At 73.5% G+C, this 19,223-nt stretch carries 16 protein-coding genes and 1 pseudogene; 10 read left to right on the forward strand and 7 right to left on the reverse strand.

Annotated elements, in window-relative coordinates; translation table 11 throughout:
• The 4 genes and pseudogenes from HCJ92_RS24345 to HCJ92_RS12880 form a co-directional block, all read left to right on the forward strand.
• Positions 1 to 794 (forward strand): annotated as a pseudogene (locus tag HCJ92_RS24345) (hypothetical protein); the annotation flags it as partial.
• A 42-nt stretch (positions 795 to 836) separates the two neighbouring features.
• On the forward strand, positions 837 to 1,430 hold the full coding sequence (locus tag HCJ92_RS12870; RefSeq protein ID WP_167933694.1) for a DUF4276 family protein: 594 nt from the start codon (positions 837 to 839) through the stop codon (positions 1,428 to 1,430).
• Positions 1,431 to 1,584: 154 nt separating this feature from the next.
• Complete coding sequence (mqnC, locus tag HCJ92_RS12875; RefSeq protein WP_167933695.1) at positions 1,585 to 2,781, forward strand: cyclic dehypoxanthinyl futalosine synthase; 1,197 nt, start codon at positions 1,585 to 1,587, stop codon at positions 2,779 to 2,781.
• 99 nt (positions 2,782 to 2,880) lie between these two features.
• A complete protein-coding gene (locus HCJ92_RS12880; RefSeq protein ID WP_167933696.1) occupies positions 2,881 to 3,741 on the forward strand; it encodes an RNA methyltransferase in 861 nt (286 codons plus the stop codon).
• A gap of 155 nt (positions 3,742 to 3,896) precedes the next feature.
• Here HCJ92_RS12880 and HCJ92_RS12885 read toward each other — a convergent pair whose 3' ends face one another.
• Positions 3,897 to 4,655 (reverse strand): hypothetical protein, encoded by a 759-nt coding sequence (locus HCJ92_RS12885; protein ID WP_167933697.1) that lies wholly within the window; start codon positions 4,653 to 4,655, stop codon positions 3,897 to 3,899.
• Positions 4,656 to 4,875: 220 nt separating this feature from the next.
• On the opposite strand from HCJ92_RS12885, the gene HCJ92_RS12890 reads away from it, so the two are divergent.
• A complete protein-coding gene (locus tag HCJ92_RS12890; RefSeq protein ID WP_167933698.1) occupies positions 4,876 to 5,145 on the forward strand; it encodes a DUF2630 family protein in 270 nt (89 codons plus the stop codon).
• 140 nt (positions 5,146 to 5,285) lie between these two features.
• Here the strand turns inward: HCJ92_RS12890 and HCJ92_RS12895 are convergent, their stop codons facing one another.
• Positions 5,286 to 6,026, reverse strand: coding sequence for a DUF3152 domain-containing protein (locus tag HCJ92_RS12895; protein ID WP_338054152.1), 741 nt, complete (start codon positions 6,024 to 6,026; stop codon positions 5,286 to 5,288).
• Between the two features lie 242 nt (positions 6,027 to 6,268).
• On the opposite strand from HCJ92_RS12895, the gene HCJ92_RS12900 reads away from it, so the two are divergent.
• The 5 genes from HCJ92_RS12900 (at position 6,269) to HCJ92_RS12920 (ending at position 11,403) form a co-directional block, all read left to right on the forward strand.
• The gene (locus HCJ92_RS12900) at positions 6,269 to 6,997 is read left to right on the forward strand and encodes a demethylmenaquinone methyltransferase (RefSeq protein WP_167933700.1); all 729 of its coding nucleotides are present in this window, start codon (positions 6,269 to 6,271) and stop codon (positions 6,995 to 6,997) included.
• Positions 6,998 to 7,114: 117 nt separating this feature from the next.
• Entirely contained in the window at positions 7,115 to 8,425 is a 1,311-nt protein-coding gene (locus tag HCJ92_RS12905) for a geranylgeranyl reductase family protein (RefSeq protein ID WP_167933701.1), read from the forward strand.
• 1,120 nt (positions 8,426 to 9,545) lie between these two features.
• Positions 9,546 to 10,109, forward strand: coding sequence for a GNAT family N-acetyltransferase (locus HCJ92_RS12910; protein WP_245240827.1), 564 nt, complete (start codon positions 9,546 to 9,548; stop codon positions 10,107 to 10,109).
• An 83-nt stretch (positions 10,110 to 10,192) separates the two neighbouring features.
• The gene (locus HCJ92_RS12915; RefSeq protein ID WP_167933703.1) at positions 10,193 to 10,567 is read left to right on the forward strand and encodes a nuclear transport factor 2 family protein; all 375 of its coding nucleotides are present in this window, start codon (positions 10,193 to 10,195) and stop codon (positions 10,565 to 10,567) included.
• Positions 10,568 to 10,683: 116 nt separating this feature from the next.
• Complete coding sequence (locus HCJ92_RS12920) at positions 10,684 to 11,403, forward strand: helix-turn-helix domain-containing protein (RefSeq protein WP_167933704.1); 720 nt, start codon at positions 10,684 to 10,686, stop codon at positions 11,401 to 11,403.
• Between the two features lie 207 nt (positions 11,404 to 11,610).
• On the opposite strand, the gene HCJ92_RS12925 is transcribed toward HCJ92_RS12920, so the two are convergent.
• The 5 genes from HCJ92_RS12925 to HCJ92_RS12945 form a co-directional block, all read right to left on the reverse strand.
• On the reverse strand, positions 11,611 to 12,912 hold the full coding sequence (locus HCJ92_RS12925; protein ID WP_167933705.1) for a type IV secretory system conjugative DNA transfer family protein: 1,302 nt from the start codon (positions 12,910 to 12,912) through the stop codon (positions 11,611 to 11,613).
• A 19-nt stretch (positions 12,913 to 12,931) separates the two neighbouring features.
• On the reverse strand, positions 12,932 to 14,323 hold the full coding sequence (locus tag HCJ92_RS12930; RefSeq protein WP_167933709.1) for an ATP-binding protein: 1,392 nt from the start codon (positions 14,321 to 14,323) through the stop codon (positions 12,932 to 12,934).
• A 136-nt stretch (positions 14,324 to 14,459) separates the two neighbouring features.
• The gene (locus HCJ92_RS12935) at positions 14,460 to 16,019 is read right to left on the reverse strand and encodes an SCO6880 family protein (protein WP_167933706.1); all 1,560 of its coding nucleotides are present in this window, start codon (positions 16,017 to 16,019) and stop codon (positions 14,460 to 14,462) included.
• Positions 16,016 to 17,266, reverse strand: coding sequence for a hypothetical protein (locus HCJ92_RS12940; RefSeq protein WP_167933707.1), 1,251 nt, complete (start codon positions 17,264 to 17,266; stop codon positions 16,016 to 16,018). Before HCJ92_RS12940 ends, HCJ92_RS12935 begins: the two co-directional genes overlap by 4 nt.
• Entirely contained in the window at positions 17,256 to 18,092 is an 837-nt protein-coding gene (locus tag HCJ92_RS12945) for a hypothetical protein (protein WP_167933708.1), read from the reverse strand. The genes HCJ92_RS12940 and HCJ92_RS12945 overlap by 11 nt, the downstream gene beginning before the upstream one ends.
• Positions 18,093 to 19,223: the final 1,131 nt, after the last annotated feature.

Raw genomic sequence — 19,223 nt, forward strand, 5'->3', positions numbered from 1 at the left:
GGGGTGGCGCGGGGACCGCCCCGAGGATGGGCGGGTTCGGCCCGCCGGGCCGGCCGGCCGACGCCCCGGGCGGGCCGTACGGCCCGTACACCCCCGCCGGGTACGCCCGTCCCGCGCCGGTGGCGGGCCCCTGTCCGCCCGCCGGTCCCCCTCTCGACAGCCGGTCACCGGGGGCGCCCGCCGACCCGGGTGCCCTCACCGGTGCGGCTACCGCCACGTCCCCGACCCGAACCGGCGGGCCCCGCCGCCTGCGCGGTCCGCTGCTCGGTGCCCTGGCCGGTGTGCTGGCCGCCGGGGCGGTGTTCGGCGGCTACCTGCTGCTCAGCTCCGACGAGAACGGCTCGTCGGACGCCTCCGCCGTCCCGGACCCGGCCGACGACGCCGACAACGCCGACAACGGCAGCGAGGCGGCCGACCCGGCGGAGGGGCACGACGGCACGGTCCGCGAGGTCCACGCCGGTGTGTGGGAGGGCGAGACGACGTTCATGGGCGGCCTCCCCTCGGGGACCATCACCATCACCCTCGAACCCGGCTCCCCCGGCGAGGTGGTGGGCATGCTCGTGCACACGCCGCTGATCCCCATCAGCAGCTGTGTGGACCGGCTCACCCTCGACCGGGTCACGGAGACCGAGATCGTCCTCGACGCGGAGGTCGTCCCCGAGGAGTCCACCGCGGGCACCTGCGAGGAGGAGCCGTTCCAGATCTTCCTCGGCACCGGCCAGGAGGACGTGATGGAGTTCAGCACCGACATCCGCGAGGGCGCCGAGGGCCCGCTCGCACGCGTAGGCCAGTAGCGTCGGCGCCCGACAGGCACAGGGGTAAGACGGGAAGTGCTCGTGGAGGAGCAGTCGGCCAAGCACGCCCTCCATCCGCTCCTCTCCGGTCTGGCGGACGAGGCCGGGGCAACGGTTGCCCTGCACGCCTTTCGTGGCAAGCCGGATCTGCTCAAGAAGCTCCCCCAGCGGCTGAGCGGATACGCGGCCACGCGGAAGCGGGGCGACGACCCCCGCGTGGCCGTGCTCGTCGACCAGGACGACGACTGCGGAGAGCTCAAGCGCCGGCTCGACGACCACGCACGAGCCGCCGGCCTGGTGCCGCGACGCGACGCGGCTGCCGGACGTCCTTTCAACGTGCTGAACCGGGTGGCGATCCGCGAGCTCGAAGCGTGGTGCTTCGGAGACTGGGAAGCCGTGCGACTCGGCTCCCCCAAGGTGGCACAACAGCCACCGCGCACGTACCGCACCAATCCGGACGCCGCCGTCGGAAAGTGCTCCGACGCCTTCGAACGGGTCCTGGCGGCCGGCGGTATCCGCGTCGCCGCCAAGCCGCTCTGGGCTGAGCGCGTGGGACCGCACCTGGACGGAGCCAGGAACAGCTCGACCAGCTTCCAGGCGTTCGTCACGGGCGTAGCCCACGTGATCAAGAGCTGACGGGCCGCGCGCGGCACCGGTGGCCGTCCCTTTCCAGGAGCGGGTCCGTGCCGCGCCGGCCTCGGCGACGGCCCCCGGCGACGCTGACGCCGGAGCCACCGGGGCGGGGGCGTACGCTGGTCCGGTCTTCAGCAACCCGCGGAGGGGACCGACCATGGCCTTCAGCGCCGAGCTCCAGTCCACGCTCGACCGTGCCGCCGACGGCGGCCGGATCAGCGCCGAGGAAGCGCTGGAGCTGTACCGGCACGCCCCGCTGCACGCGCTCGGCCGCGCCGCCGACGCGGTGCGCCGCCGGCGTTACGCCGGCACGGAGCACATCGCCACGTACATCATCGAGCGGAACATCAACTACACCAACTCCTGTGTCACGGCGTGCAAGTTCTGCGCCTTCTACGTCGCGCCCAAGAGCGAGGACGTCTGGGTCCGGGACCTCGACGACATCCTGCGGCGCTGCGCGGAGACGGTGGAGCTGGGCGGCACCCAGATCATGTTCCAGGGCGGCCACCACCCCGACTTCGGTGTCGAGTACTACGAGCGCCACTTCCGTGCCATCAAGGAGGCGTTCCCGCAGCTGGTGATCCACTCGCTCGGGGCCTCCGAGGTGGAGCACATGGCGCGGATCTCCGACGTCACGCCCCAGGAGGCGATCCGCCGCATCCACGAGGCGGGGCTGGACTCCTTCGCGGGGGCGGGCGCCGAGCTGCTGCCCGCGCGACCGCGCAAGGCCATCGCCCCGCTCAAGGAGTCGGGCGAGCGCTGGCTGGAGATCATGGAGGCGGCGCACACCATGGGGGTGGAGTCCACCTCCACCATGCTGATGGGCACCGGCGAGACCAACGCCGAGCGCATCGAGCACCTGCGGATGATCCGCGACGTGCAGGACCGCACCGGCGGCTTCCGCGCCTTCATCCCGTACACGTACCAGCCGCAGAACAACAAGCTGCGCGGCCGGACCCAGGCGACGCTCTTCGAGTACCTGCGGATGATCGCCATCGCGCGGATCTTCTTCGACAACGTCGCCCACATCCAGGGCTCCTGGCTCACCACCGGCAAGGAGGTCGGCCAGCTGTCGCTGCACTACGGCGCCGACGACCTGGGCTCGGTCATGCTGGAGGAGAACGTCGTCTCCTCCGCGGGTGCCAAGCACCGTTCCAACCGCATGGAGCTGCTGCACCTGATCCGCGCCGCGGGCCGGGTCCCGGCGCAGCGGGCCACCACCTACGAGCACCTCGTCGTCCACGACGACCCGGCGCAGGACCCGGTGGACGACCGCGTCGTCTCGCACCTGTCCAGCACCGCGATCGACGGCGGCACCGCGCACCCGGAGCTGAAGCTGATCGACGCGGGCTGACCCCCGCTCGACCGGCCTCACCGGCCGGTGCGCCGTCGGGCGGCAGCCGCGTGGCCGCCGCCCGACGGCGGCGGTACGCCGCCCCGGCGGCTCTCCCCGATGACAAGGACGACCGTGGCCCCACGCCGCATCACCACCCGCAACGCCCGCTTCCAGCAGTGGCAGGCGCTGCTCGGCAACCGCTCCAAGCGGCACCGGGGGCGGGAGTTCCTGGTGCACGGCGTGCGCCCCGTCACGCTCGCCGTCGAACAGGGCTGGACGGTGCGGGCGTTGGTGTACGACGCGGACCGGCGGCTGTCCGCCTGGGCCCGCGACCTGCTGGCCTCGACCCCGGCCGAGAGCTGGGCGATGTCCCCCGACCTGCTTGCCGAGTTGGGGGAGCGGGAGGACGGCACCGAGCTGCTGGCCGTGGTCGAGATGCCGCCGGACGACTTCTCCCGCATCCCGGTGGGCCCGGAGTTCCTCGGGGTGGCGTTCGATCGGCCCACCAGCCCCGGCAACGTCGGCTCCGTCATCCGGTCCGCCGACTCCTTCGGCGCCCACGGCGTGGTCGTGACCGGTCACGCGGCCGATGTCTACGACCCCAAGTCGGTCCGTGCGAGCACGGGTTCGCTCTTCGGGCTGCCGACCGTCCGGGCGCCGGGGCACCGGGAGGTCGCGGCCTGGCTGGACCAGGCCCGCGCCGCGGGCACCGCCGTCACCGTGATCGGGACGGACGAGGACGGCGACACCGACGTCTTCTCCTGCGACCTGACCCGCCCGGTGCTGCTGGCCGTCGGCAACGAGACCGCCGGCCTGAGCCCGGCCTGGCGCGAGTTGTGCGACGAGGCGGTGTCGATCCCGATGACCGGCTCGGCCAGTTCGCTGAACGCGGCGAACGCCGCGAGCGTGGTGCTGTACGAGGCGGCTCGGCAGCGGATCGCCGCGCGCCCCACGGCCGCCGGCACGTCGGCGACCTGAACCACCGCGGCCGATCCACGGCACGATGAGCCCCACTGCCGGCCGGTCGGACGGCGCGTTCGACGGGACGGCGGTGCGTCCGGTCGCGACGGCCGGGTGGCGGGTGGGGCGTCCTGACGGCGCCCTGCCGCGCCCCGATGCGGGGCGCTTCCGGGTCAGCCGATGTCGAGGATCTTCTTGGAGATGTCGACGCCGTCCTGGGCCGACATCTCCGGCAGCGATCCGGCGCTGCTGCTGACGGTGGTCACCTGCACATCGGGGAGTTGGACGGTCGAGGCGACCATGGTGACGCCGCCGGTGTCCACCACCACGGCGTAGGCGACGCCGCCCGCGGCCTCCACTGCGCGGTCCGGGACGACCTCCAGCATGTCCTCGTCGGCGAACAGGTCGATCGGCGTGGACTCGCCCGGCCCGCGTTCGATGGAGACGCTGAAGGCGGCCACGTCCGCCACGTCGCTGACGTCGGCGCGCTCCCAGTTGCAGACGGTGGCGTCGTCCGAACTGGTGCGGCCTTCCAGGGGCAGGTTCCCCACGAAGTCCGCGACCAGCGGCTCGACGTCGGAGCAGTCCTCGTAGGAGGCGGCGACGTCCTCGACGGACGGGCCCTTGCCGCCTCCCGAACCGCCGCCGGACGAAGCGGCGTCGTCGGTGTCGTCGCTGCCGGCGCCGTCGTCCTCGCCGCCGGACTCTCCCTCGTCGGTGCCCCCGCTGTCGGCGCCGTCCTCGTCGTCGGCGTCGGCGTCGTCCGAGTCGGCGTCGTCCGAGTGGTCGGAACCGTCCGGCTCGTCCGCGGAGTCGGCGGAGCCCGCGCGGTCCGCGTCGGCGGTCTCGTCGTCGTCACCCCCCGACCCGCACGCGGTCAGCGGGAGAGCGGCCAGGAGCAGGGCTGCGGGGAGGACTCGGAGGCGTCGCATCGCGGCAGGGTAACAAGGCACGCACATCGCGACATCACGGCGAGGCAACGAATCCGGTGCGGTTGCACGGGCGCGGGCCGCTCCGTGCCTGCGGACCGTCCGCCACCGGCCGCCGCTCGGTTCGGCGGCGAGCGCCCGCCCGTGAGCGCCCGCCCGCACACGCTCCCGATCGCGGCCGTCGGGCGCGGCACCTAGCCTGAGGTGCGAGGAGGTGGCGGTGATGGAAGCCGAGCAGGGCAGCGACGACGGACAGCGTGAGATCCTCACCCGCGTCCGGGAACTCGTCGACACGGAACGGACGCTGCGGGAGCGGCTCACCGATGCGACCCGTGAGGGCGACGCGGAGCGCGTGCGGCTGGCGGGAATCCAGCAGGAGCTGGACCAGTGCTGGGACCTGCTGCGGCAGCGCCGGGCGAAGATCGAGTTCGGCGAGAACCCTGACGAGGCGCGGGTGCGGCCCGCGACCGAGGTCCAGCGCTACCTTTCCTGAACGCCGGTGTCCCGGGCGGCCGACGGCGTGGTCGGGCGGGACGGCCCCGGAGCCGCCGCGGGGTGAGTGCGGTGCCCGGGGACGGCCCGACGGCACCCGACGGTGCGGTGGGCGGGACGGCGGTCGGGCGGAGAGGACGGTCAGGGCACCCAGGGGCCGTCGATGTACTCCCCGTCCTCGTCGTAGGGCCAGGCGTTCGCGACGCACCCGTCGAGGCCCTTGATCTGCTGCATCATCGCGGGGGCCGGCATCCCCTCACCCGGGCATCCCGAGTGTCCGTGACCGATGCGGTGGCCGACCTCGTGGTTGATGACCAGCGCACGGTACTCGCGGATCGGTCCGTCGAACTGCGGCGAACCCTCCACCCAGCGGAGGAGGTTGACGACCACGTCGTCGTCGACGCGGCAGTTGACCTCACCTTTGGTGTCCAGTCCCCAGCGCCCGCAGAGCTCGTCCACCGTTCCCGGGGTGGCGATGATGACGTTGAGGTCGGTCTCGTCGTCCGCGACCAGCTCAAAAGCGCTGTCGCCGTCGTTGGTCCAGCCTCGCTGGTGGCCGAGGATCGCGTGCACCTCGGCCGCGGCGGTCTCGGCGTCGAGCTCGATGCCGTCCTCCACCTGGACCCGGTACCGGTAGAGCGTGCCGTCGGGGTTCCCGACCGGCGCGGCGTCGGCCGCCGCGGTGGTGAAGGTGCCGGGACCCGAGTCGGGCACGGGTATGGGCGGCGGCGAGGGGCGCTGCGTGGCGGAGGCCAGCGGCTCGTCCTCCTCGTCGTCCGCCTCCCCGCCCGTCGGCCCCCGGGCGTCGTCGACGACCTCGACGTCCTCGGCACCCCGGGTCGCGATCACCGCGACGGAGGCCCCGACCAGCAGGCACAGCACCAGAATCGTCCGACGGAGCCGGGCGAGGCGACGGGCACTGGCAGGCGTACGACGTGACGGCACGCGGACGAACGCTACAACATGACCATCGGCGCATCGGACGGGACGACCTCACACGCCCCGCCGCCCCCACCGGCGGAGCCCAGGGGCGCACGCGCAGGTCGGCCGCGCGCCCCCGCTGGTGGCGGCTCGCCCGGCCACCCCGCCGCATACCGGCCCGCCCGACGCGCGACAATGACCGAGTGACCCGCGCTTCCCTGGACAAGCAGCCGAGCGAGGTCGCCGCCATGTTCGACGCGGTGGCCGCGAAGTACGACCTCACCAACGACGTGCTGGCCCTGGGCCAGAACCGCCGCTGGCGCAAGGCGGTGGCCGACGCCGTCGGCGCCCGCCCCGGACAGCGGGTGCTGGACCTGGCGGCCGGCACCGGAACCTCGTCCCTCCCGTTCGCCGACGCCGGCGCCTACACGGTGCCCTGCGACTTCAGCCAGGGCATGCTGGCCGAGGGCCGCCGCCGCGTCCCCTGGATGCCCTTCACGGCGGGGGACGCCACCAGACTGCCGTTCGCGGCCGGGGTGTTCGACGCCGTCACCATCTCCTTCGGCCTGCGCAACGTGCAGGACGTCGACGCCGCCCTCGGTGAGATGCTGCGCGTGACCCGCCCCGGCGGGCGACTCGTGATCTGCGAGTTCTCCCACCCCACTTGGGCCCCGCTCCGCACCGTATACAGCGAGTACCTGATGCGGGCGCTGCCGCCGGTGGCGCGCAAGGTGTCGAGCAGCCCCGACGCCTACGTGTACCTGGCGGAGTCCATCCGCTCCTGGCCGGACCAGCCGGGGCTCGCCCGAGACCTCCAGCGCGCCGGCTGGACGTCCGTCGCCTGGCGCAACCTCTCGGGCGGCATCGTCACCCTCCACCGCGGTGTGAAGCCCGCACCCGCCGACCGGCCCGCGGCCGACGAAGCGGCCTGACCACCGCGGTCCCGGGCGCCGCCCGGGACCGCGCCGGGCGGCCGTGCCGTAAGGCCGGACGTCCGGTCCGTACTCAGACTCGGGGACCATCCCCCTGCAACGATCGGAGAGCCGCACGTGACCGAGCCGACCGAGCCGACCACGGCGCCGGACAACACCGCAGAGGACCGCGCGGACGTGATCGTCGTCGGGGCGGGGCCCGGCGGCTCCGCCGCCGCCTACCACCTCGCCCGGTCGGGGCTGGACGTCCTGCTCCTGGAGAAGACCGCCTTCCCCCGCGAGAAGGTCTGCGGCGACGGCCTCACGCCGCGCGCCACCAAGCAGCTGGTGTCGATGGGCATCGACATCTCCGAGGAGGCCGGCTGGCTGCGCAACAAGGGGCTCCGCATCATCGGCGGCGGCCAGCGCATCCAGCTGGACTGGCCCGAACTTGCCAGCTACCCGGACTACGGACTGGTCCGCAAGCGGGACGACTTCGACGAGCAGCTCGCCCGCCAGGCCCAGAAGGCGGGCGCCCGGCTCCACGAGCGCTGCAACGTCTCCGGGCCGCTCCTGGACGACCGCACCGGTCGGATGACCGGCGTGACGGCCAAGCTCGGCGAGGAGAAGCGGCCCGTCACCTTCCGCGCCCCCGTCGTCATCGCCGCAGACGGCAACTCCTCCCGGCTCTCGCTCGCGATGGGGCTCCACCGCGACGACCGCCGCCCGATGGGCGTAGCCGTCCGCACCTACTTCACCTCGCCGCGCCACGACGACGACTACCTGGAGTCCTGGCTGGAGCTGTGGGACCGGCGCGGCGACGACCCGCGGCTGCTCCCCGGCTACGGGTGGATCTTCGGCATGGGCGACGGCACCTCCAACGTGGGGCTGGGCATCCTCAACAGCTCCAACGCCTTCCGCGAGCTGGACTGGCGCGAGGTCCTCAAGGCCTGGTGCGCCTCCATGCCGGAGGAGTGGGGCTACACGCCGGAGAACATGACCGGGCCGATCCGCGGCGCCGCGCTGCCGATGGCGTTCAACCGCAAACCGCACTACAGCCGCGGGCTGATGCTCGTCGGCGACTCCGGTGGTCTGGTCAACCCGTTCAACGGCGAGGGCATCGCGTACGCCATGGAGTCGGGCTCCATCGCCGCCGAGGTCATCACGCAGGCCCACGCCCGCAGGACGCCGGAGCAGCGGGAACTCGCGCTGCGCAGCTATCCCAAGGTGCTTCAGGAGACCTACGGGGGCTACTACACGCTCGGCCGGGCCTTCGTGAAGCTGATCGGCAACCCGAAGGTCATGAAGCTCGCCACCGACCGGGGCCTCAGCCACCCGATGCTGATGCGGTTCACCCTCAAGATGCTGGCCAACCTGACCGATCCGCGCGGCGGCGACGCCATGGACCGCGTGATCAACGGCCTCAGCAAGGTCGCGCCCAGCGCCTGACGGACGTCGGCCAGGGCCTGGCCCAGGCCGGGCGGTCCGGCGCCGTTTCGTGGCGGGGGCCGGGCGGTCCGGTGCCGGGTCCGGGCAGGCCGGGCCGGGCGGTCCCCCACCGTGTCCGGGCGGGTCCGGCCGGCGGTCCGGACCAGGTGGGGGCCCGCACCGTGCCCAGGGCCCGGGCCTGCGACGGCGGTGAGCCCGGTCAGGCGTGACCCGCCCACCGACGCCGTGGGTCTCGGCCCCGGAGACGTGGACGCCGACCCTGCCCGTGTCGTGCGGCGCCGTGCCCCGACGACCGGCCCGGGGCGGGGCAGGGGTCGCGATACCCGCGCCCCCTGCCGCTTCCGCCTCCGCTGCCACCGCAACGGAGAGAGCCGGTCACGCGGGGGGGGGCCTCCCCCTCCCCTCCCCGGTCCCTCCCGGTTGTCCGCCTGCGTAGTGTCCGTAGCCGATCGCGTCGCGGACCTCGCTGCCCTCGTCGGCCGGGCTGCTTCGGGTCCCGACCACTGCCCCGTCGCGGCGACCCAACTCCGCGGACGGGAAGTCGAGTTACCCACAGGGCGAGCAGTTCGCCTGTGGATAACGCACTTGTTCACACCCCCAAATTCCCGCAAACCCGGCGCCCGTCACCGCGCGGCCTGTGGATCATGGGAATCGAGCCCGTGGAGCCACCGCACGCCAGGGGGCGTCCACACCGCGACGCGCTCGAACCCGGCCACCGCGCACACCTCACCGGAGGGCGGGGCGAGCCGCACACCCCACGCACCCGCCGCCACCTCTCCCCCGCACCTCGAACCCGATCACGGCCACCCGTCACCGCCCCGCCCCGCACCCGCCACCACGCCCGCCTCACGCCACCTGCCGGCCGCACCTCACCGCTGCCGACGACTCGGGCCCGGCTGCCGCCGGACGATCGGCGGTGACTCCATGAGACCCCAAACCCTGCTGATCAGGCGACCGAGGCCGGAGAACTGTGGACAACTCACCGACTGTGGACAACGTGCTCACCCGCAGGAGTGAGCCCTGCGGGTGAGCAGGCGCCGCACCCGCGCACGGCGTCGCCCACCCCATGCCGCGCGGGTCGCCGTTGCGGGCCGTCCGGCCTGCTGACAGCATCAACCGTATGGAGTACCAGCTGCGAGCGAGCCGGGGCGACGACTGGCAGCGCTACCGGGAGTTGCGGCTGAGCGCGTTGCGGGATCCCGCCGCCCCCGTCTCCTTCTTCGAGCCGATCCAGGAGGCGCTCGACCGCTCGCCCGAAGGCTGGCGGCAGCGAGCCGCCTCGCACCTGCTGCGCACCACGTTCGTCGTCGAGCGCGGCAGCGACGGCGACTGGGTCGGCATGGCCACGGCCTTGTTGACCGAGGGCGGCCACGTCCACGTGGTCGGGGTGTTCCTCCTGCCCGCCCAGCGCGGCACCGGAGTCGCCGAGGACCTGCTGGCCGCCGCCGTCGCATGGGCGGGCAGGCGCGAGGTGCGGCTGGACGTGCACGAGGACAACGCACGCGCCGCCCGGTTCTACCGGCGCCTGGGCTTCCGCCCCACCGGCAGGATGGTTCCCGACCCGCGGTGCCCGGAACGCCGGACGGTGGAGATGACGCTCTCCGAACCACCCGGCGGAGCGGCCGAAGGAGCGGCAGGGGGCCCGCGACGCTCCGCCACCGGCGCGACCGACCGATCGGGCTGAGGCCCTGCCGCCGTCCGCAGGCGCCCGTGCGGGTGCTCGGGTGCTCCTGGTGGTTGTCAGTGGCTCGTGGCAGGCTCCGTGGTGTGACGGACGCGGACGTGGTGCGAGAACTGTGGGAACGGATGCAGCGGCGTGAGTGGGACGGGGTCGCCGAGCTGTTGGCGGAGGACGTCACGGTGGAGTGGCCGGTGTCGCGTGAGGTGTTCGCGGGTCGGGAGAACTTCGTCGGGGTGAACCGCGAGTACCCGGAGGGCTGGTCGATCCGGGTGCTGCGGGTGGTGGCCGAGACCGGGCAGGTGGTCTCGGAGGTCGAGGTGGAGCAGGAGGGCGTGGGCACCTTCCGCGCGGTCTCGTTCTGGACCGTGCGCGGGGGCGTCATCGCCGAGGGCCGTGAGTACTGGACGTTTCCCGGGAGCGACCCTGCTCCCGAGTGGCGGGAGAAGTTCCGGGGCCGGTAGGACGGCGGCCGGCACCGGGTCGCCGGGCGGCTCGACCGCCGGCCGGTCGGCCGGGGCCGCGGGCGGGATCGGCAACAGGAGTTGCCGTTCTCGGGAGGAACGGGTGGCATGGGGGCATGAACACTTCCGCGCGCCGCACAGACGATCCGCCGCCGGGCGGCACCGGGACCTCCCAGAGCACCGAGCCCCCGGTGGGCTCCGGGACGCGGCAGACCCCGGGCGGATCCCAAGGCCCCTACGGGCGGGACGACCGGGACGACGGTGGGATCGGGCGCGTCCTGGCGGGCGTGGGCCCGCGGCTCCGGCAGCTGCGGGAGGAGCGCGAAGTCACCCTCGCCACGCTGGCGGAGGCGACCGGGATCTCCGTGAGCACGCTGTCCCGGCTGGAGTCGGGTGGCCGCCGCGCCACCCTGGAGCTACTGCTGCCGATCGCCCGTGCGCACCGGGTGGCCCTGGACGACCTGGTCGGCGCTCCGGAGACCGGGGACCCGCGCGTCCGGTTGCGTCCCCGGAAGATGGGGCCGCACACCTTCATGCCCTTGACCCGTCAACCCGGCGCCCCGCAGGCGTACAAGATGATCATCGCCGGGGGACGGGAGGAGAACCCGGAGCAGCGGACCCACGAGGGCTACGACTGGATCTACGTTCTCGCCGGGCGGTTGCGACTGCTGCTGGGTGAGCGGGAGTTGGTGCTGAGCGCGGGCGAGGTGGCGGAGTTCGACACCCGTCTGCCGCACTGGTTCGGCAGCGCGGACGACCACCCCGTCGAGCTGCTCGGGCTGTTCGGCCGCCAGGGGGAACGCATGCACGTGCGCGCCCGCCCCGCTCAGGACTGACCCCCTCGGCCGGCCGCAGGCGCCCGACACGCGCCTCACGACCGGCGCCCGACCGCCGCTCCCCGACCACACGTGCTCCCCCGGCCGCCCGGGGAGACGCCGTGGCGCCGTGCCCGGCAGGGCGGTCCGGGCCCGCGCCGACCCGGGACGCCGGACCGCCGCGCCGTCCGGGATGCCGGACTGTCGATGTTCGTCGGAGGACGGGCCTCAGCGGCCCCCGACGGCTGCCGGCCCGGCAGGCACGTGCGTCAGGGGCGGGGTGACGGCTCGCAGCAGCGCGGTGCGGAGTGACAGGGTGGCGGGGCCGCGCCCGACGACGTACAGCGTGCCGCCGGTCTCCAGCAGTTCGGCCAGCGCCGCCGCGTCCGCCTTGCCGGGCGCGCACGCCCGGCGGACGGCCGGGTCCTCCAGACCGTGGAGCGCCCGGTTGATCAGGGCGAGGGCGGCGTCGCGGCGTTCCGGGTGCGAGGTGAGGGCGGCTTCCAGCTCCATGGACGCGCCGGGTGCCACCCGGGGGTGGGAGCGGAGGGTGCCTGCGGGATCGGAGGAGTTGCTCTGCGCCCAGCGGTGGACGGTGGTGAACGGTTCGCCGGTGAGCGCGGCGGCGTGGAGATAGCAGCGGAGGACGGTCTCGGCGGTTTCCGCGTCGAGTTGGAAGACGGGCGCGGAGGGGCGGACCGGCGCCAGCAGCGCGGTGGCGCGGGCCCGCGCCACCACGTGGTCCGCGCAGCCGTGGTGCGGCGCCCACCGCAGCCGGACGGGGGTGTCGGTGAGCTGTTCGGGGTCGTAGAGGTGGACCGGCCCGTGGTCGGAGCGCCGGGCGGCCGTGTCGCGGTAGAGGCGGCCGTCGGGGTCGGTGACGACGGCGGCGGGACCGGCCGTCAGCACGGCGTCCGACGCGTCGGAGGTCGCGGTCCCGGCCCCGGCCCCGGTCGGGACGACACCACCGACGGGCGACCCGGCGTTCCCCTCGGAGGGGCCGTGCTCCGCGTACGGGTAACCGCGGTCGGGAGCGTTGGGTGCCTTGCGCGCCCCGCCGGGGCGGCGTCCCGGGCCGGGACCTTCGGCGCGTCGCGCCCGGCGGGTGCCGATCCTGACGGCGCACCAGAGCACCGTCCCGCCGACCACGACGAGTTGGGCGGCGAAGATGAGCCAGAAGACCCCGCCGGGGGGAAGCGCCGTCGCGTCGGCCTGCGGCCAGGCGGCGGTGATGTCGGCGGGAGCGGTGAGGAGGGAACGCAGTGCGCCCGCGGTACTGGTGAAGGTGACGCCCTCCGGCCAACTACCGGCACGCAGCAGGCCGCCGAGGCCGGTGGATGACCAGACGAGGAGGGTGACGGAGATGGCGAGCGCCAGGGAGCCGACGATGGCGGCGTCGGGGACGCCGCCGCCCCGCCGTCCGGTCGGCGCGCCGCCGGAGCCGTAGCGGTCGGCGGGCGGTCGGTACCCGTCCGGGCCGTAGGGATCGGCGGGCCCGTAGGGGTCGGGGCCGCTCTGCGGGTGGCTCATCGGCCGGGTCCTCCCACGGTCACCGCGTGTACCGCTTGTCGAACGACACCGGGCCCGCGTCCAGCGCCAGCGGGGGCAGTTCCTCCTCCAGCTCGGCGGGAACACGCGGGGAGCCCTCGGTCATGGCGCGGTCGGTGAAGACGAGGGGCCGCTCGGCCTCCGTCACGAGGTGCTTGACCACCTGCACGTTGCCGTTGACGTCCCATACCGCCATGCCGGGGGTGAGGGTGGGGATGATCTCCACGGCCCAGCGGGGCAGCCCCAGCACCTGGCCGGTCGCGCGGGCCTCGTCGGATTTCTGCGCGTACACGGTGCGGGTGGAGGCCATCTTCAGGATGGCGGCGGCCTCCTTGGCCGCCGCGCCGTCGACGACGTCGGAGAGGTGGTGGACGACCGCGACGAAGGACAGGCCGAGCCGGCGGCCGAACTTCAGCAGCCGCTGGAAGAGCTGTGCGACGAAGGGCGAGTTGATGATGTGCCAGGCCTCTTCGACGAGGAAGATCCGCTTCTTGCGGTCGGGCCTGATCCAGGTGTGCTCCAGCCACACGCCGACCATCGCCATCAGGATCGGCATGGCGATGGAGTTGCGGTCGATGTGGGAGAGGTCGAACACGGTGAGCGGTGCGTCGAGGTCGATGCCGACGGTGGTGGGGCCGTCGAACATGCCGCGCAGGTCGCCGTCGACCAGCCGGTCGAGGACGAGGGCGACGTCCAGCCCCCAGGCGCGGACGTCCTCCGGCGCGACGTTCATCGCGTGCGCGGACTCCGGCCGGGGATGGCGGAGCCGTTCCACGATGTCGGAGAGGATCGGCTGGCGCCCCGCGGAGTCGTGCGTGACGGTCTCCACCACGTGGGCGTGGGCGACCTTCAGGGCGAACCCGGAGCGCTCGTTGAGGCCACGGCCCATCGCCACCTCGATGATCGTCCGCAGCAGGGCGAGCTGACCGGTCGCGGTGATCGCCGGGTCGAGCGGGTTGAGCCGGATGGACTGTTCGAGCGCAGCCATCGGGTCGAGCCGGATGGGGGTGATGCCGAGTGCCTCGGCGATGAGGTTCCACTCGCCGACGCCGTCCTCGCCCTGGGCGTCGAGAACGACGACCTGGCGGTCGCGGAACCGCAGTTGGCGCAGGACGTAGGTCTTCTCCAGCGCGGACTTGCCGTTGCCGGACTCGCCCAGCACCAGCCAGTGGGGGGCGGGGAGTTGCTGACCGTAGAGCTGGAACGGGTCGTAGATGTAGCCCTTGCCGCTGTAGACCTCGCGGCCGATGATCACGCCGGAGTCGCCGAGGCCCGGCGCGGCCGTCGGCAGGTAGACGGCCTGGGCCTGACCGGTGGAGGTGCGGACCGGCAGCCGTGTCGTCTCGGCCTTCCCGAACAGCATGCCGGTGAACGCGTCGGTGAGGGCCGACATGGGGTCACGGGGCAGCACGGGGGTACCTCCTCGCCTGGGGTCCGTGGTGGCGCGGCCCGACCGGGGTGCGGTGCGGTGCGCGGGGGTACGCGGCGGAAGGTTTCGCCCGGTGCGGCGCCGGGTCGTGGGCGGCCCGTCACCGGATTCCCGTCGCGAACGGCAGGGTGTTGACGAACGCCCGGTGGTGCTCGCGGTCGCACCACTCCAGCTTGAGGTAGGACTTGCCGGCCGAGGCGCGGATGGTGCGCTTGTCGCGAGCGAGCGCCTCGGGGTTGGGCGAGGAGACCGTCAGGTATCCCACGATGTTGACGCCGGCGGCCCCGGAGGCGAGGTCGTCACCGCGCTGGTCGACGCGGCTGTGCGCGGCGACGTCACGGGGGTCGACGGTGCGGTTCATCTTCGCCGCGCGTGCTGCTTCCGCCTCGTCGTTGGTCTTCTCCGTCAGCATCCGTTCGATGGCGACGTCGGTGGGCTCCAGGTCCATGCAGACGGCGACGGTCCGGATGACGTCGGGCGTGTGGACCAGCAGCGGCGCGAGGAAGTTGACGCCCACGGGTGTCAGCGGCCATTCCTTGACCCAGGCGGTGGCGTGGCACCAGGGCGCCCGGGTCACCGACTCGCGGGTCTTGGCGCGCAGGAACGTCGCTTCCCTGGCGTCGAGTTCGGCCGGCCAGGCGTTGCGTTGCGACATGGCCTGGATGTGGTCGATCGGGTGGTCCGGGTCGTACATCGAGTGGATCAGCGAGGAGAGCCGCGCCTCCCCGAGGGGCTGCCGCACCCGGATGTCCGCCTCGGCCAACCGAGCGCAGATGTCGGTGAGTTCGCGGGCCATGACGACGGCGAGTGCCTCGTCCTGCGTCATGCGTGTGCCCCGGCCGCTGCGAGAGGCGGCGCGCGAGGCGCGGGCGATGGTCGCGGCCTCGTGGGCCAGGTCCCCGTTGTGGCGCATGCAGGCGACCAGGTAGGCGCGGTGCTGCTCGCTGGAGGTGGAGACCATCGACTGAAGTTGGTCGTACGAGTTCTGGAGCCAGTTCGGTGCGGTGAAGTCGCCGCGCTCGGAGACGTCGTGGGCGTGCGCGTCGGGGTCGGCGGGCAGGGTGCGGGCCAGCATCTGGAGCCGGGTCACGAACCCGTCGCCGTTGGCGACGTGCTTGAGGAGGGTGCCGAACCGGTCGACCAGCGCCTCCTGGTCCTCGCTGTCGCGCAGGCCGACCCCGGGGCCCTCGATCTCGATGGCGGCGGTCACGGTGCGGCGGTCCGCGTGAAGGAGCACGGCGATCTCGTCCGGGCCGAACGGCGCGGCCAGCCAGCTGACCCGGCCGACCCCGGGCGGGGCTCCGACGGCGACCTCGCGGCCGTCGAGCGAGATGCCCGCCTCGGCGGCGGACGACCGGTACCTCGCGCCGCGGCGCTGGGTACGCCGGAACGTCCGGTTGATCTCGAACCACTTGTAGAACGTACGGCCGTTGTACGGCACGAACACCGCCGCCAGTGCGAGCGCCGGGAACCCCACCAGAGCGAACAGGCGGGGCATCAGCGCGGGGATCAGAATGCCGCTCATCATGCCCAGGAAGGCCCCGAGGAGGATGAGCGCGAGCTCGCCCGTCTCCCGGTTCTTGCCGATGATGGCATGGGGGCGGGCGCGGCCGATGAGGTAGGTGCGTCGCCGGGGGAACGACACCGGGGGCGCGGTCACCGGTCACCCCCCTGCCGGGTGTCGCCGCCGGACCGGCCGCCGCCCCCCCCACCGCGGGAACCGTGGGCGGCCATCCCGCCCGCCATCGGGTTGGTGGGCCGCGCCCCTCCGCCGGACGCCTGCCCGCCGGACTGTCCCCCGCCGCCCCCGCCACCGCGGGCGCCGTGGGCCCCCATGCCCTGGCGCAGCACGGTCGCCGGGGTGGCGATCGCCGCGCTCGCCGCGCGGTTGGAGGTGTCGCGCCGCATCGAGCGGTGGCTGACGATGTCGTCGCCGAAGCCGGGAACGAAGCGGTAGATCATCGCCGAAGCGAAGATCGCGAGGATGATGATGGCGAGCCCGGAGACGACCGCGGAGAACGCGGTCGGCCCCTCGGCGGTGGACAGCGCCGAGGCGAGTCCCAGCACGATCACGATGACCGGCTTCACCAGGATGACCGCCAGCATGATCCCGGCCCAACGGCGGACGTGGCCCCAGAGGTTCTTGTCGACCAGCCCCGCGTACACGGCGGTGCCGAGCAGCGCGCCGACGTACAACAGCGCTGCTCGAATCACGAGTTCGAGCCAGAGCACGCCTGCGGCGAGAATCGAGATCAAGGAGACCACGATCAGCATGATCGGGCCGCCGCCGATGTCCTCGCCCGATTCGAGCGCGGCGGAGAACTGGCCGAAGAACGCGTCGGAGTTGTCGCCCGCACCGGAGGCGATCACCTCGGTGACGCCGTCGGTCGCGGCAACGATGACGTAGAGGATCAACGGGGTGAACGCCGAGGCCATGACCGTCAGCCAGAGGTAGCCGACCGCCTCGGAGATCGCCGTGGTGAGCGGCACGCCGCGCACGGCCCGCTTGGTGACGGCGAGCAGCCAAAGCGTCAGGGTCAGGACGGTGGAGGCCGCGAAGACCACCGCGTACTGGCGGAGGAAGGCGGGGTTGGTGAAGTCGACGTTGGTGGTGTTGCTGACGGCGCGCGAGAGTTGGTCCACCACCCACCCCGCGGCCTCGGCGCAGCCCTGCGCGAGTGTCGCCAGCGGGTCGAGCGTGGTGTCGAGCCGCGGGGTCTGCACACTTCCGCCCGCGCCGTCACCGTCGAGGCAGTAGTCGAGTGCCGGGCCACTGAGGAGTTCGCAGTTCTCGTCCGTCTCCTCGTCCTGAGCGACGGCGCGCGTGGCGGTGGCCGCTCCGGCAAGGAGGAGGCCGCCGGAGAGCCAGGAGACCGTGCGCAGCCGCCGGGCGTTGTCAGCGTGCATAGGTGAAGCCCCCAAACTCGCCCACCGCATCGGCGATCTCGTCGGCCGGTGACGCCCGCAGGTCACCGGGGACGGGCGCGGGGCCCTCCACCTGCGAGTCGGCTACGACCTGCCAGTCCTCGCCCGTCCACGACAGGTCGAAGGTCCATGTCTTCCAGTCGGTACGGATCGGGTCTCGGGAGCCCTCGCCCGCCATGCCGATGAGTGCGGTGTACCAGACCTCGACCGTGGCGGTCTCGTCGTCGTATGCCACCGCGGTGGTACCGACGGGCACCGTCCGGGAAACGAAGGTCATACCGGCGGGGGCCTGCCCGTTGCCGTCCAGGCCGAGTCGCTCCAGGAAGCCTTGTGAGTACGCGCTGTCCTGGGCGGCTTTGAGTCGCTCCGCGGCATCCGGTTCGTACAACGCGTCCACGATGCTGTGCCGCGTGTCGGTGGCGAACATGCCTTCACCGCCGAGGGCGACGGCGTAGTTGGCGGCGGCGCTCTCCGCTCCCTGTTGGGTCTGCGGGAAGCCGCTCGGTATGCCGTCCGCCGCGGAATCGACGGGGCTCTCGCCACTGGGGGCGGTCGGTGCGGGGCCCGGGTTGCGGGAGGAGTCGCCGTCGGCTGCCCCGCCCGTGGCGCCGTCGTCTCCCGCTCGGTTGGCGAAGACGATGGCGGCGATCAGGATCAGGAAGACGCCGACGATGGTGGTGAGGTTCCGGCGGGGCGTCGGACCGCCTCGGCGCGCCCGGTCACCCGGCTCTTCGTCCGGGTAGTGAGTGCGTGTCTGCGAGGGGATTCCGCGCTCGCTCGCATCGTCGTAGTCGTCGCCGTAGCTCATCGTCCGCGTCCCCTCAACGGCAGCGAGTCTATTACCTCCTCACACGACGTTAGCGCTCTTGGCGTGGGACCGAGTCGAAGCTGACCGGATTGACCGGTCCGCGAGACCGTCTCCACACACCGTGCGCGGCGTGCGCGGGCGCCGTGAGCAGTCGTGGTCGCGATGCGACGGGTCCTGTGGGCGTCCGGTTCCGGCGCGATTGCCGCCCCGGTGGGTGGTACGACCAGCTTGTCGCCCGGATGCGCCCCGCGGGCCGGGCCGTGCGCCCGCGCCGCCACGGCGGCGCACCGCGCCGGCATCGCGCCTCGGCGCACGGGTCGGCGATCCCCACGGTCGGCCCACACGGCTCCGATTCAGCCACATCCGTGGCGGCACCGTGCAGTTGGTCAGCCGGGGGTCGTGGTCGTGCCGTGAACTCGACCGCCCGCACCGGGAGTCGGACGATGCCACTCGTCTCGGGCGGGTCGGGCCGGGTCAGCGGCGGACGACGGGCGCGTGGTCGGGTGCCACCTGCGGCAGGGCTGCGACGCGTTGGAACGGAGGTGGATCACCTGCGGCGGAGGCTCGGTCAGCGGCGCGACGGGGCTCCACCCGGAGGGTGTTCATGCCGGTGACGGCGTTGGCGCGGGCCGCGCCGGCGAGGAACCGGGCGGTACCCGTGCCGCGCACCGCGGCCCGCGAGGGGCCGGCGCGGGACGGCCCGGCGGCGGTCGACGGCGGTCCGTCGGGCACGGCGGCGTGACGGGCGGCAGTGCCGGAGGGGGGCGGCGCCTGCGCGGGCGCCGATTGTCCGGGCTGGTACCACCGTTCGGGATCGGGCCGGCGACGGGGCTGCTCGGTGGCCGGAGGCCCGGCGGAAGCCGGGGCCCGACCCACCGGAGGCCCGGCAGGTGGAGGTGCCTGGCCGAACGGAGGCCCGGCGGAAGCCGGGGCCCGACCCACCGGAGGCCCGGCAGGTGGAGGTGCCTGGCCGAACGGAGGCCCGGTAGGAGCCGGCGCCGGGCCGAACGGAGGCCCGGCGGGAGGGGGCGCCGGGCCGACCGGTGGGCCTGCGGGAGGGGGCGCGGTCGCCTGGTGGTGGCCGCGCTGGGCCCCGACCGGCGGTCCGGTGGGGGCGGGCGGGTGGTCGTC

Origin of the sequence: Streptomyces spiramenti (genome assembly GCF_012034385.1) — a bacterium.
GTDB classification, from domain to species: domain Bacteria; phylum Actinomycetota; class Actinomycetes; order Streptomycetales; family Streptomycetaceae; genus Streptomyces; species Streptomyces spiramenti.

Bases quoted from the DNA above. Each gene is read 5' to 3' on its own strand.
- HCJ92_RS12920 (WP_167933704.1), top strand. From the start codon at position 10,684: ATGAACACTTCCGCGCGCCGCACAGACGATCCGCCGCCGGGCGGCACC.
- HCJ92_RS12925 (WP_167933705.1), bottom strand. From the start codon at position 12,912: ATGAGCCACCCGCAGAGCGGCCCCGACCCCTACGGGCCCGCCGATCCC.
- mqnC (WP_167933695.1), top strand. From the start codon at position 1,585: ATGGCCTTCAGCGCCGAGCTCCAGTCCACGCTCGACCGTGCCGCCGAC.
- HCJ92_RS12910 (WP_245240827.1), top strand. From the start codon at position 9,546: ATGGAGTACCAGCTGCGAGCGAGCCGGGGCGACGACTGGCAGCGCTAC.
- HCJ92_RS12890 (WP_167933698.1), top strand. From the start codon at position 4,876: ATGGAAGCCGAGCAGGGCAGCGACGACGGACAGCGTGAGATCCTCACC.
- HCJ92_RS12880 (WP_167933696.1), top strand. From the start codon at position 2,881: ATGACAAGGACGACCGTGGCCCCACGCCGCATCACCACCCGCAACGCC.
- HCJ92_RS12885 (WP_167933697.1), bottom strand. From the start codon at position 4,655: ATGCGACGCCTCCGAGTCCTCCCCGCAGCCCTGCTCCTGGCCGCTCTC.
- HCJ92_RS12940 (WP_167933707.1), bottom strand. From the start codon at position 17,266: ATGCACGCTGACAACGCCCGGCGGCTGCGCACGGTCTCCTGGCTCTCC.
- HCJ92_RS12945 (WP_167933708.1), bottom strand. From the start codon at position 18,092: ATGAGCTACGGCGACGACTACGACGATGCGAGCGAGCGCGGAATCCCC.
- HCJ92_RS12930 (WP_167933709.1), bottom strand. From the start codon at position 14,323: ATGTCGGCCCTCACCGACGCGTTCACCGGCATGCTGTTCGGGAAGGCC.